The organism is Nonomuraea spiralis (genome assembly GCF_014648435.1).
GTDB lineage: Bacteria > Actinomycetota > Actinomycetes > Streptosporangiales > Streptosporangiaceae > Nonomuraea > Nonomuraea spiralis.
Window position 1 is genome coordinate 161,521 of record NZ_BMRC01000020.1, and the last position, 12,393, is coordinate 173,913.

The 12,393-nt window shown below is 69.6% G+C and carries 10 protein-coding genes; 6 read left to right on the forward strand and 4 right to left on the reverse strand.

Features of this window, described 5'->3' with window-relative positions; translation table 11 throughout:
* Positions 1 to 46: 46 nt before the first annotated feature.
* On the reverse strand, positions 47 to 493 hold the full coding sequence (locus IEZ27_RS37505) for a hypothetical protein (RefSeq protein WP_189651608.1): 447 nt from the start codon (positions 491 to 493) through the stop codon (positions 47 to 49).
* Between the two features lie 115 nt (positions 494 to 608).
* On the reverse strand, positions 609 to 1,259 hold the full coding sequence (locus IEZ27_RS37510) for a hypothetical protein (RefSeq protein ID WP_229824704.1): 651 nt from the start codon (positions 1,257 to 1,259) through the stop codon (positions 609 to 611).
* Between the two features lie 290 nt (positions 1,260 to 1,549).
* On the opposite strand from IEZ27_RS37510, the gene IEZ27_RS37515 reads away from it, so the two are divergent.
* From IEZ27_RS37515 to IEZ27_RS37525, 3 genes are all read left to right on the forward strand, one after another.
* Positions 1,550 to 2,134, forward strand: a complete 585-nt coding sequence (locus IEZ27_RS37515) for a hypothetical protein (RefSeq protein WP_189651610.1) — start codon at positions 1,550 to 1,552, stop codon at positions 2,132 to 2,134.
* 385 nt (positions 2,135 to 2,519) lie between these two features.
* Positions 2,520 to 3,950 carry a DUF7507 domain-containing protein gene (locus IEZ27_RS37520; protein WP_189651611.1) on the forward strand — a complete coding sequence of 477 codons (1,431 nt, stop codon included), beginning with the start codon at positions 2,520 to 2,522 and terminating at the stop codon, positions 3,948 to 3,950.
* A 202-nt stretch (positions 3,951 to 4,152) separates the two neighbouring features.
* Positions 4,153 to 5,889 (forward strand): CocE/NonD family hydrolase, encoded by a 1,737-nt coding sequence (locus tag IEZ27_RS37525; RefSeq protein ID WP_189651612.1) that lies wholly within the window; start codon positions 4,153 to 4,155, stop codon positions 5,887 to 5,889.
* Here IEZ27_RS37525 and IEZ27_RS37530 read toward each other — a convergent pair.
* Positions 5,886 to 7,076 carry an ABC transporter substrate-binding protein gene (locus tag IEZ27_RS37530; protein ID WP_229824705.1) on the reverse strand — a complete coding sequence of 397 codons (1,191 nt, stop codon included), beginning with the start codon at positions 7,074 to 7,076 and terminating at the stop codon, positions 5,886 to 5,888. The two genes, IEZ27_RS37525 and IEZ27_RS37530, sit on opposite strands and share 4 nt — an antisense overlap.
* A 32-nt stretch (positions 7,077 to 7,108) precedes the next feature.
* Positions 7,109 to 8,689: an AMP-binding protein gene (locus tag IEZ27_RS37535; RefSeq protein ID WP_189651613.1), complete on the reverse strand. Its 1,581-nt coding sequence runs from the start codon at positions 8,687 to 8,689 to the stop codon at positions 7,109 to 7,111.
* Positions 8,690 to 8,954: 265 nt separating this feature from the next.
* Between IEZ27_RS37535 and IEZ27_RS37540 the strand changes: the two genes are divergently transcribed.
* The 3 genes from IEZ27_RS37540 to IEZ27_RS37550 all read left to right on the forward strand — a co-directional run.
* Complete coding sequence (locus IEZ27_RS37540) at positions 8,955 to 9,833, forward strand: coiled-coil domain-containing protein (protein WP_189651614.1); 879 nt, start codon at positions 8,955 to 8,957, stop codon at positions 9,831 to 9,833.
* Positions 9,834 to 10,027: 194 nt separating this feature from the next.
* Positions 10,028 to 11,998, forward strand: a complete 1,971-nt coding sequence (locus tag IEZ27_RS37545) for a cytochrome c oxidase assembly protein (RefSeq protein ID WP_189651615.1) — start codon at positions 10,028 to 10,030, stop codon at positions 11,996 to 11,998.
* Positions 11,999 to 12,099: 101 nt separating this feature from the next.
* Positions 12,100 to 12,393 (forward strand): DUF3105 domain-containing protein (locus tag IEZ27_RS37550; protein ID WP_189651616.1); only part of this gene is annotated, 294 nt, incomplete at its 3' end.

A 12,393-nucleotide genomic window follows, 5' to 3' on the forward strand; every position in this document is an offset into this window, starting at 1 on the left:
ACTGACGGCCACCCTGCCCCGGCGACGCGGGGTTTCAGGCGTGCCGTCAGTCGATGCGCTGGCAGATCGTCACCGGCAGACGCGGCGACCAGGTACGGGTGGCCTCGTCGTAGGCCTGCGCGTAGCCGTTCTTGCTTCCGTTGCAGGGGGCGGCGATGGTCGTCTCCACGTAGATGGCGCCGCCGGGCGTGACGGGGTGGGTACGGGCGATCGCCCACCTGGAGAACTTCGTGACGCCGTTGTTGAACTTGACGGTCAGGAAGACGCGGCGGTCGACGGTGAAATTGCCGCCGGCGACCTTGAGATGGCCGTTGAAGGTGTAGGTGAATAGGAAGGAGCGCGCCTGCGCGAGGTCGCGGGCGTGGCTGGTGTCGCTGAGGTCGGAAGGCGAGGCCGGTGACGCGTTCGCGGCGCTGCTCATGGCCGGGACGGCCAGGGCGATGGCCGCGGCGGTGGCGGTCAGGCCGAACAGGGTGCGCAAGCTGCGGTTCATCGGGAGCTCCTCTCGTATGGGGACTTGAGCACCATTGACCGGCAGGCCGCCTGCAGCATGCTTTCAGCGGACCGACCGGGAGTTGCATATTGGAATCGTCCCGGCGGATCGCGGCTCATCGAGTGCTTCGGAAGTTCTGGGCCCAACGGCGTAGTTCGGTGGCGGCCTCGTCGCGGGTGAGGGAGCCGCGTTCCAGGTGAACCTCCTGGAGATGCCGGATCGCGGCCCCCACCATCGGGGAGGGCGGAATGTCGAGCATCCGCATCACCGTTCCGCTGTCGAGTACGACGGGGACATCGTCACGCCTGGCGTACCGGTCACGTTCGGCGGCGGCGCGGGCCTCGGCCTCGCTCTCGGCACGGCACGCGGCCTCCCACACGTCGTAGGTGGCGGCGTCCAGGGCATGCCGGCCCGCCCGGCGCCATCCCTCCATGTCGCGTTCCTGCCCGAGGCCGACCGTGTCGAAGAGGTCCGACGCGCCAGCTCTGACCACTCCGAGGCGCGCGAGCGCGGCGTTGATCGGCCAGTCCTCGCGTGGCGGTCCGACCTGGATCGATGCGTACTCGGGGCCCCAGCTCTGACGGCCGTTCTCCCACAGGGCGGCGGCCTGGGTGCCGTCACCACCCCAGAAGTCCGCTTCCACGTAGGCGATATGGCCGCCGCGTGACCAGTCCTTCAGTCTCTCGGCGAACCCCGGGGACATGAGCATGAACGGCCCGCTCTCCCGCCGCCCGTCGGCCAGCTCGGTGAAGATCTCGTCAGTCACCGGGAGCAGCCCCAGGCGTTGCCGGAGGGGTGCCACCACGGCCCGTGGCACATCGTCCGACAGGGAGCGGAGACGGTCGAAATCACCGACAACACCGTGGAGCACGTAGGACATGCCCGCACCCTAGATCGGGCACCGGACGTCTGCGGTGTCGTTCGCCGTCGAGGTGACAGGTCCAGCAGGCACGCTGCTCGTGTCGTGTCCGCATCCGGACAGCGAGCGATGCCAACTTTCCGTGAGGGGAGGACGTCCGACTGTTACAACGCGGAGGAGTGTAGAGGGGAATCCGAATGCCGAACATCGGACGCCGTACCGCCCTGCGGCTCGTCGCAGGGGCATCGCTTGCCGCCGTCGGCGGGCTCGCCGTGACCGCGCAACCCGCGCAGGCTCTGCAACATCTGTGGGGGACCTGTACGCGGTGCCGCATCCTCTGGTTCACCGGGAACGGCACCAGAGGCGGCTGCCCGGCGGGCGACATCCTCGACGGCGGACACCACTTCCTCGGGATCGACTGGATGCTCAAGACCGTCGACGACGGCGGAGCCGGGCAATCCGGCTGGCAGTGGTGTGGCTACTGTCAGGCGCTCTGGTTCACGGGCAACGGCACCTCGGGGGCATGCCCGTCCCACCCGAACGGCCACTGGCCGGCCGGACCGTCAGGAGGGCCCTCGACGGTCTACATCCTGGAGGACATCACCAACAGAGACCGGCCCGGCGGCGCCTCCGGCTTCCGCTTCTGCATCAAGTGCAACGGGCTGTGGGACGCCGTCAACAACACTCTGTACACCAACAACGTCTGCCCGCTCGACCGCCGGCCGCATACGCTCTGGGGCAGCGGCAACTACGTCCTACGCCGCTTCGGCAGCACACGGTGACCCGCATCCGTCGAGCCTGAACGTGATGTGAACGCTCATCGGCACCCCCCTTCGGCCATGCGGCTCTTACTCTGCGGCTAGTGCATCGCCCTGAGCAGGTTCAACTACTTTAAGTGGGTAGTCGACTACACAAGGCATTTGGTCTTGGAGGGCAACGACCGCCCTCCAAGGCGTCCACCGCCTCACCTCTGCCGTGACCAGCACTGCAACCGCAGCCGCAGCCGCCAACCGCAGATCTGCGGGACGCCGCCGCCACCACGCTCACGACCCGACAACCACACCCTCAGCTGCGCCGTTCCCGTCTTCGACTCCGCCCGCGCACCACGCGAGGCCATTCGATCATGCGCGCAGACAGTTCCCCACCAGCTCGACGAAGGGACACCTCGTGGCCGTACCCCAGAACCCCTCACCCGGCGGTTGCGGACAACGCATCGCCCTGGTCAACGGCAGCTTCGAAGCACCCGTCGTCACCAACTTCGAGATACGGCCCGACGCCTCCCACAACGACCCCCGCGCGGTGCCCGGCTGGCGCACCACCGCCTCCGACGGCCAGATCGAACTCTGGCACACCGGCTTCCAGAACGTGCCCTCCGACGACGGCCAGCAGTTCGCCGAGCTCAACGCCAACATGGTCTCCACCCTGTACCAGGACCTGCCCACCACACCCGGCACCAAGCTGTACTGGCGGCTCTCGCACCGCGGCCGCCAGGGCGCCGACACCATGGCACTGCAGATCGGCCCCCCGAACGCGCCGGTGGAACAGGCACAGATGACCGACGGCAACACCGCCTGGGGCCACTACACCGGCGAATACGTCGTCCCAGCCGGCCAGACCACCACCCGGTTCGCCTTCAAGTCCATCTCCGCCGCCGGCGGCAACCCGGCGATCGGCAACTTCCTGGACGGCATCGTCTTCGGTACCGCTCCCTGCGTCGTACTCACCAAGGCCGCCATCCCCGAGGGCGAGGTCAAGGTCGGCGACGTCATCACCTACCGGGTGAACGCCAAGAACGAGGGCGGCTCCCCGGCCGACAACCTCGTCCTGACCGACGACATCCCGGCCGGCACCAGTTACGTCCCCGGCTCCCTGCGTGTCATCGACGGCCCCAACAGCGGCGGCAAGAGCGACGCGGCCGGCGACGACCAGGCGTACGCCGACGCCGGCCACGTCGTCTTCCGCCTGGGCCAGGGCGCCACCGCCCAGCAGGGCGGCCGTCTGGCCTCGACCGCGGACGCGCCCAACGGAACCACGGTGGAGTTCCGTGTCCGCGTCGAACGCGCCGGCGCCGGCCGCGAGATCGAGAACCAGGCCCGCGCCACCTACGACAACACCCTCGGCAAGGCGCCCGAGCACCTCACCTCCACCTCCAACGCCACCAGCACGCCCGTCAAGCGCCTCGTCGAGCTCGCCGTCGTCAAGGCCGCCGACCGTATTAAGGCCGCCGTCGGCGAGGCGGTCACCTTCCACGTGGCCGTCACCAACAAGGGGCCCAACGACTCCGCGGGCGTCACGGTCACCGACCGGCTGCCCGAAGGGCTGACCTTCATCTCCGCCACCGCCACCGCCGGCACCTACGACCCGGCCACCGGCCTGTGGGACGTCGGCGCGATGGCTGTCGGCACCACCCGCACCCTCACCCTGCTGGCCAAGGTCACCAAGCCCGGCCCGCTGACCAACACCGCCACCGCCACCGCCACCGCCGGCGAAGCCGACGGCCCGGTCACCGACGAAGTCGTCGTCTGCGCCCACCCGCAGGCCCCCTGCCCGCCTCAGGGCGGCGGGTGCGGTCGCGGGGGAGGCTGCGGCGGCTGCTGAGCCGTTGAACGCCGGGCCGGATTCCCGGCCCGGATCTTGAGCAAGGCCAGGCTCGCGCCCTGTCAGGGCGCGAGCCTGGCGCTCGTAGGCGTGAGCGCCCCTGTCCCGGGACGCCGTGGCTGGGCGCCTGTGTCGAGATCATCGGTCTCGCCGCATGTGCGAAGATCATTTCGTGATCAGAAAGAGACTTGCAATTATTGGCATGGCCGTGCTCGGCTTAGGCTTCGTTCTGCCCGCGGCGACGGCGTCGGCCGCGCCGGCCCTCCTTGTGCGCGACGGACGGACTGAGCCCGCCTTTTCGTACGAAGAGGCGGTGCGTGAGACTGTGTACGTCGAGACGCCGATGGACAGCGATCATGACGGCCGTCGTGACCGGATCGCCGTGGCCGTGATGCGGCCCGCGGAAACCCGGAACGGGATGAGGGTCGCCACGATCATGAAGGCGACGCCCTATACGGGCCGGGTGACGCAATCGACGGTGCCCGACCCGGGGGTGTTCTCCGACTGGTACGACGAGTACTTCGTGCCCCGGGGTTACGCCGCGGTGGAGGTCGAGGTGCAGGGGACGGGCGCCTCGGAAGGATGCCCGACGACCGGTGGCCGTGAGGACGTTCGCAGCGCGACCGCGGCCATCGACTGGCTCAACGGCCGGGCCCGTGCCACCCATGCGGACGGGAGCGCGGCGGTCGCCGACTGGAGCACCGGCGCCGTCGGTATGATCGGTCTCTCCTACGACGGCACGCTCGCGGAAGCGGCCGCCGCTCAAAGGGTGGAGGGGCTGAAGACCATTGTTCCGGAAGGGGCGATCTCCAGCTGGTACGACTACGCGCGCGATCAAGGGATCGCCTATGCCGGTTCGCTGGGCAACCGCTATCCGGAGTACCAGGCAAGCCGGGTCATCAGCGAGAACGCCCTGGCCAAGTGCGGGGACGTCCTGACGAAGCTGGGGGACCGCGCGGCCGATGACAGCGCCGACTACACCCCCTTCTGGGCCGAACGGAACTACCGGCGGCAGGTCTCCCGGGTACGGGCCTCCGTCCTGCTGGCACAAGGTCTGAACGACACGAAGGTTCGCGGTCGCCAGTTCGCCGAATGGTGGCAGGGGCTGGAGGACGCCGACGTGCCGCGCAAGCTCTGGCTGCACAACGGCGGACACGAGGACCCGCTTGTCACCGGCGCCGGCGCCTGGCAGGAGACCCTGCACCGCTGGATGGACTACTGGCTCTACGACCTCGACAACGGGATCATGCGAGAGCCGCGGGTGACCGTCCAGCAGGCGGACAACTCCTGGCAGACCTCCGCCAACTGGCCGCATCCCGACTCCCGGCCGGTTCGCATGTGGTTCGGTCCGGCCGACTCGTCAGCCGTGGGCACCCTCGGAGACACGCCCGCCGCCGGCGCGACCCAGACCTTCACCGACGACCCCGCGCGGAACGAAGCGGAAATGATCGCCAACCCGTCGGCCGGCGCACCTTACAGGCTCGCCTACCTCACTCCGCCTCTGACCCGGCCCACGCGTCTGTCCGGTACGCCGGAGGTGAGCGTACGGATGACGAGCACGTCGACCAGCACTCCGCTGACGGCCCTCCTGGTCGACTACGGGCCGGCGGCTCCGGGTACGACGACACCTCAGCCGGAAAACGCTGACTTGTTCGCCTCTGCCCCGAGAGGCAAGCCGGCCAAGACGCCGATCGTCACCCGCGGTTCCGTCGACGTCAGGAACCGGGACTCGGTCACTCGTCCAAGCCCTGTACGTCCCGGCCAGGCGTACACGGTCAGTTGGCGCCTGCACGCCACGGACTATGTCTTCCCGGCGGGCCATCGCATCGCGGTCGTGATCGTCGGAAACGACAAGGACTACGTCATCGTCGACCCCGCCGCCAGGTCCGTGACCGTCGACCTCGGCTTGAGCAACGTGGTGCTTCCGTTGGCGAACTAGCCTCGGACCGCTGCCGCGCGCGCACCGCGCGGAGCCAGTGGTGGAACGCCCGCAGGAGCACCGCTGCGAAGATCCTCGCTGAGGACGAGTTCAGGCAGCCGGGTGTTCGTGACCAGGGCGAGTTCATGGGGATGACGGGTGCCTGCGCGCCACTGACCGCCGATGAGAGGGATGGCGGCGATGTTCGGAGCGGGCCCCTTGGCCCAGTCCAGCGGGCCCGCGACGGTGTCCACCCTGGTGGTGGCGAGGGTGGCGGCGATGTCGCCGCGATCCTCGGCCGAGGACAGTACGTGGGCGGCCACCTCGAACAGGGCATGGGCGACACCCAGTGGCTGCAGCCACTGCCTGCCCGTACGTCGCTCGTACAGGGCCGCGAGATCTGCCGCCGTCATGTCGCCCAGCGACGAACGACAGGGATGCCGGGGAGACCAATAGACGATGGTGGCGATTCCGTCGGGGCCCGGCGGCTCCGGCGGGGTGAACGGGTAGGTCAGCCACCGGGAAGAGGTGATCAACCGAGGCCGCAGCCCCTGCCGATCGGCGTGCCGCCGGAACGCGGCCAGGTCGTCCGTGGTGGCGGCGCTGGTGACGATCTCCACTCCGTTGCGCAGGAAGTGCGCGGCACATGCTTCGAAGTCCCCGTTCGCCTCGGTGTACCCGCCGGGATCGATCAGTCTGTGCCCCCGCCGCGCCGCCACCGCCTCGAACACCCCGTTGCGCAGCGTCGTCCCCTGGAAGTGGGTGTTCCACAGGCATCCGACGGTCATCCCGGTTCCCAGTCGTTCCCACATGTCCGCGAACACGTCGGCGATGTCGTCCAGCCCCCACCCGAAGTGGTACGTCCAGCGGAACGTGTGACCGGGCGGGACCCCTCTCGCGGCGTAGTACGCCTGCCAGGGGAACGTCGTCGACAGGCAGGGCGTCTCCAGCTCCTCGCAGGTGGCGGCCACCGCCGGGAGGACATGGGACCCGGCCATCGTGAGGATCAGGTGGACACCCTGCTCGCGGACGAGCTCGGTGGTGACGAGCCGGGCATGGTCGGGATCTGATCTGCTGTCCCGCCACAGCAGGCGGATGGGACGTCGCCCGCTGCCCCGGCCGGGGTCGGCGAGCGTGGGCTCCAGCAGTTCTCCCGCGAACGCGAGAGGCATGCCCAACTCGGCCAGCCGGCCCGTCCGCGGGACCACCACGCCGACTCTCGCTTCTGTCTGCCGAACCATCACGCGATTCCCCCTTGCGGTTGTGTGTGCCGAAGGGGGGAGCCGTGCCCGGTGAGAGCGCCGGAGGCGATCAGGTCACGGACCTCGGTCTTGCGGACCTTGCCCAGTGAGGTACGGGGCAGCGAGTCGGAGATGACCAGGCGGGCGGGCAGGTACTGCTCGGTCATCCGGCGCCCGCGCAGGAAGACGCGCAGATCCTCCAGCGACGGCGGCGTGCCCGTGGGGACGACGACGGCGCACGTCTCCTCGTGCCCGTCGGCGTCGGGGATGCCGACGATGGCGACCTCGGCGACCGCCGGATGGCCGTGCAGTTCGCTCTCGACCTCGGCGACGGGGATGAGCAGCGTGCAGCCGATCCGGTCCACGGCGCGTGACTGATAGTGGAGCCGGCCGTCCTGGCCCATGCGCATCAGGTCGCCGGTGTCGTACCAGCCCTCATCGGTGTCGGGCGTCCATGTGCATCGGCCGGTGCGCATGTCGACCATCGCGTGGCACAGTCCGGGTGATCGTACGTGCAGTGCCCCCTCGTCCTGCCGGAGCTCGACCTCGACGCCGTCCACCGACCGGCCGATGCTGTCTTCTGCCGGGTCGCCAGGCGAACTGAGGGAGATGAGGCCGCATTCGCTCATCCCGTAGGCGTTGATCAGGTGCGGGGAGAGCACGTCGCGGATGTCCGCGGCGGTGGAGGCGGGCAGGGCGGCCGCCAGGCTGACGACCCGGCTCAGCGAGGACAGGTCTCGGGGACGACGCCGTTGCGCCGCGACCAGCTGCCCCCAGAACAGGGGCGGTTTCACGCAGCAGGCGATACGGTGCCGTTCGATCAGATCCAGCCAGTGGCCAGGATCCTTGGAGGTGGAGAACACCGACGGGCGGCCGGTCAGAAGCGGGGCGAGGACGTTGATGCTGAGGCCGAGGCTGTGGCCGATCGCACTGCTGGTGCCCGAGATCTCCGAACGCCCGAGCAGGCCGGCGATCAGCCGTACCGTGGCGTACCGGCTGTTGAAGGTGTGCAGGACGCCCTTGACCCGGCCGCCGGTGCCTGAGGTGAGCAACATCTGGCACAGGTCGTCCGCGCTGATCTGTGGACGTTCGCCCTGCTCAAGGGGTGCGAGAGTGGCCGCCCGCGCCAGCAGGTCACTGATCCCGACCGTGGCCGCGACACCGGCGCTGTCGTCATCGGCGGCGGTGATCAGCAGATCGGCAGGTGTGCCCTTCAGGACGAGATCCCTCTCGCGGCCGCCGATGCAGTGATCGAGGACCAGCGTGATCGCACCGACACGCCCGCAGGCCAGCCACAGTGCCGCGGTCTCCCAGATCTCGGGCAGGTGGAAAGCGACAAGATCGCCCGGTCGTACGCCCGTCTCCCACAGCGCCGCGGCCAGCAGTTCCACCTGTTCGGCCAGCTGAGCATAGGTGACGGTGACACAGTGATCGCCGTCACGGACTGTGATGTACGCGGGCTCGCCGGGCCGGACGCGTGCCTGGCGGTGCAGATCGTCCAGGAAGGTCTCCCGGCGCCACCAGCCTTCGGCGTAATAGGCGGCGGTCTTTGCAGGCAGCGGTGGTGAGACTGTGGTCATGCCGCTCATAGTGGGCCCCCTCCATGTGCGCGGTGACGTGGTCTCCCGTCCAGAGCCCTGGCCGGAGGACCCACGGTCCACTCTTGCCGCCATACCCACGTCCGCTACGGAACGTAACCATCGTTGTGTGTTCTGCGGCATCAGCAGGCGCATGCCCGAGATGGCCCTGTTGTCATTCGTGGAGGCGACGACGCCGCACGGGCGCGAGTCGACCCCGTACACTCCCTCTAGTTTCTACGTGTCGTAGAAGATGATGGAGAGGGGCATGGGTGGCGGCTCGACGGCCGGGCAGCTCCGCCGGCAACTGGGCCGGCTGCAGAAGGACTTCGACACCATCGTCGCCGGCTACAACGCCAACCGGGTGGCGCTCGCGGCGGCGGAACGGGCGGAACGCTCGGCCGTGGCCCGCCTGAAGGTTGCTCGGCGCGAGTACGACGACGCCCGGCGGCAGATCTCCGATCTGGCGGCCCTGGTCTACCGGAGCCCCCGGCCGCCTTTCGGGCTTGCGATGGGCGCGGGAGAGCCCGGCGCCCGGCTGCGGGCGGCCGCGATCCTGCAGCTGCAGGCGCGGAACCAGCAGGCGATCATCGGCCGGTACGCCACCACCCGCGATGCTCGTGGCCGAGCCCAGGACGACGCCGCGGCGAAGGCGCGCGATCTGCGCGAGCGCGACACCCGCGCCGACCGGCGCAAGGCCGAGAAGCTCATCGCCACGATCACCGACCGGATCGACCGCCTTCTCGTCGCGCCGGGCGTGCGCAGGTCCGACGGCAGCTGGGCGCCGGAGCTGCCGTCGGGCGCCGACAACATCACCCCGCGCACGCGGATGGTACGCGACCAGGTCAAGCGGCGGTTCACGCTGTCCGGCATCGGCTGCTACCGAACGCTCCAGGATGGCGGGGAACATCCGCAGGGTCGCGCCTGCGACTTCATGATCACTACGGGGGGCACGTGGCCCTCTCCCGCGCAGAAGGCTCAGGGCGGCGCGCTGGCCGCATGGGCCATCAAGAACGCCTCCCGCCTGGGCATCAAGTACGTGATCTTCAACCAGCGCATCTGGCAGGGCGCGGCCTGGAAGTCCATGTCGGACCGGGGAGGCATCACCGCCAACCATCAGGACCACGTGCACATCTCCATGCACTGATCTCGCCCGCCACCTCTTATGGCGCTCATATTCGACATACTGTAGAAGTTCTACCTGTCGTAGAAGTTGATGGGAGAGGTGGCCGGATGGACGAGCCGCGCGGCGCGGCGAAGGAGCTCGGCTCGCCGCGGCGGCGAGCCCGGTCGCGGTGCCGCCGAAACCTCGCCCCCACCGGCTGAACAGGGAGCCCCGGGATGACCACACGCCTGATGCGACTACTCCTGGCCACAGGCGGCGCCGCCGTGGCCGCCCTGGTGATCGGCCTGCTGGCCGGAGGCGCGGCCCTGACCGTCACGATCGCGGGTCTGGCCGACGCCGGAGCCGTGACCCGCTGGGGGCTGCCGGTCGCCAAGCTCGCCGCGGACCTGTCGGCCGTCATGACGGTCGGCGCGCTGCTGATGGCGGCCACGCTGCTGCCTTCCGACAAGGGCGTGTTGTCGCGGGAGGCAGGACGCTACACCCGCCTGGCGACCTGGGCGGCGGTGTCCTGGGCCGCGGCGACCCTGCTGACCTTGTTGTTCACGCTGTCGGACATCATGGCGGTCCCCGTCACGCAGTTGACCGGCGCGGCGCTGATCAGCTTCGTCACGACCATCCCGCAGGGCACGATGTTGTTGCTCGTGCTGGTTCTGGCCTGCTGCATCGCCGGGTTCTCCGGGGAGCTGGTGGCCGTGTACGGCGCCGCCGCGCTGCTCGCCCTGGCCCTCGTGGCGCTGCTGCCGCCGGTGCTGATCGGGCACTCGGCCAGCTCGCCGAACCACGCGATGGCGATCACCGGGCTCGGCCTGCATCTGGTGGCTCTGGCCCTGTGGGTCGGCGGCCTGGCCGCGGTCACCGTGCACGCGATGCGCGGCCGGGCCGATCTGACGCTCGCCGCCGAGCGGTTCTCCCGGCTGGCGCTGTGGTGCCTGGTGGGGGTGGCGGTCAGCGGGGTGGCCAGCGCCGCGGCCCGGCTGACCGACGTCGGGCAACTGGTGTCATCCTCGTACGGGTGGCTCATCCTGGCCAAGACCGCGGCGCTGGTGTTGCTGGGTGGCTTCGGCCGGCTGCATCGGCGCAGGACGCTGGTGGCCCTGCGCGCGGGGCGGCCGGGCGCGTTCGCGCGGCTGGCCACGGGTGAGCTGATGGTCATGGGGGCCGTGATCGGCCTGGCCGTGGCGCTGTCACGTACCGCCCCTCCGCTGGTCGTGCTGCCCATCGATCCCGTACGTGATCTGCTGGGTTACGCGATGCCGCCCGAGCTCACCGCCGCCCGGCTGGCCACGTTGTGGCGGCTGGACCTCTTCTTCGCCCTCCTGGCGCTCGTCGCCGCGGGCCTGTACGCGGCCGGTGTCGTCCGGCTGCGCCGCCGGGGCGACGGCTGGCCGCTGGGCCGGACGATCGCCTGGGCCGTGGGGGTCGCGCTTGTCGTGATCTTCACTCAGAGCGGGCTCGCCACGTACGCGCCCGTGTTGTTCAGCGCGCACATGATCCAGCACATGGGGCTGGCCATGCTGGCTCCGATCTTCCTGGTGCTCGGCGCCCCGGTGACCTTGGCGCTGCGGGCGCTGAAGCCGGCCGCGCGGCGTGGGGACCGCGGGCCGCGCGAATGGCTCGTCGCCGTACTGCACAGCCGTTTCACCCGGATCGTCTCGCATCCGGCACTGGCGATGGTGTTGTTCATCAGCGGCTCGTACGCGCTGTACTACACCTCGCTGTTCGAGGACGCCATGCGTCAACCGGTGGGTCACATCCTCATGAACACCCACTTCCTGGCCTCGGGCGTGCTGTTCTTCTGGGTGATCATCGGGGTGGACCCGGCGCCGCGCCGCCTGCCGTACATCGCCAAGCTCGGCACCCTCATGATGACCATGCCGTTCCACGCGTTCTTCGGCATCTCCATGATGATGATGGGCACGTCGATAGCCTCGGCCTGGTACGACCAGCTGGATCGTCCGTGGGGCGCGAGCGTGCTGGAGGACCAGACGGTCGCCGGCGGCATGGCGTGGGCGTTCGGCGAGATCCCCACCATGATCGTCGTGATCACCATCGCCGTGCAGTGGTCGCTCAGTGACCACCGTCAGGCGCGCCGCCAGGACCGCCACGCCGACCAGCGAAAAGACGCCGAACTGGCCGCCTACAACGACCGTCTCGCCCGGCTGGACAAGCGCACCCGGGACCAGTGAGACACCTCCACGAAGGCTGACGGGGCGCGTACTTATGGCTCCCATATTCTACGTGCTGTAGAAGTTACGTACGCGAGAAGCACGTGGTCGGAGGTAGGCGGATGGGCAAGAACGCCGAGGGCACGCTCAAGGAGCGGCTCTCCGCGCTGCAGGCCGGGCAGCGGCGCGCGGAGCGCCGGCGGCGGGTCGTCATGATCAGCGCCTCGGTGGTGGTGGCGGCCGGGGTGGCCGCGGCGGGCACGGCGTTCGTGCTGGCCGACCGGGCCGGCCGGTCCCTGGACGCGGTCCAGACGATCAACGTGAGCAGCCGCGTTCACACCGACAAGGCGGTCAGCTACCCGCAGGCCCCGCCGGTCGGCGGTGACCACGCGCCGGAGTGGCAGAACTGCGGCATC

Bases quoted from the DNA above. Each gene is read 5' to 3' on its own strand.
- IEZ27_RS37505 (WP_189651608.1), bottom strand. From the start codon at position 493: ATGAACCGCAGCTTGCGCACCCTGTTCGGCCTGACCGCCACCGCCGCG.
- IEZ27_RS37515 (WP_189651610.1), top strand. From the start codon at position 1,550: ATGCCGAACATCGGACGCCGTACCGCCCTGCGGCTCGTCGCAGGGGCA.
- IEZ27_RS37525 (WP_189651612.1), top strand. From the start codon at position 4,153: ATGGCCGTGCTCGGCTTAGGCTTCGTTCTGCCCGCGGCGACGGCGTCG.
- IEZ27_RS37535 (WP_189651613.1), bottom strand. From the start codon at position 8,689: ATGACCACAGTCTCACCACCGCTGCCTGCAAAGACCGCCGCCTATTAC.
- IEZ27_RS37540 (WP_189651614.1), top strand. From the start codon at position 8,955: ATGGGTGGCGGCTCGACGGCCGGGCAGCTCCGCCGGCAACTGGGCCGG.
- IEZ27_RS37545 (WP_189651615.1), top strand. From the start codon at position 10,028: ATGACCACACGCCTGATGCGACTACTCCTGGCCACAGGCGGCGCCGCC.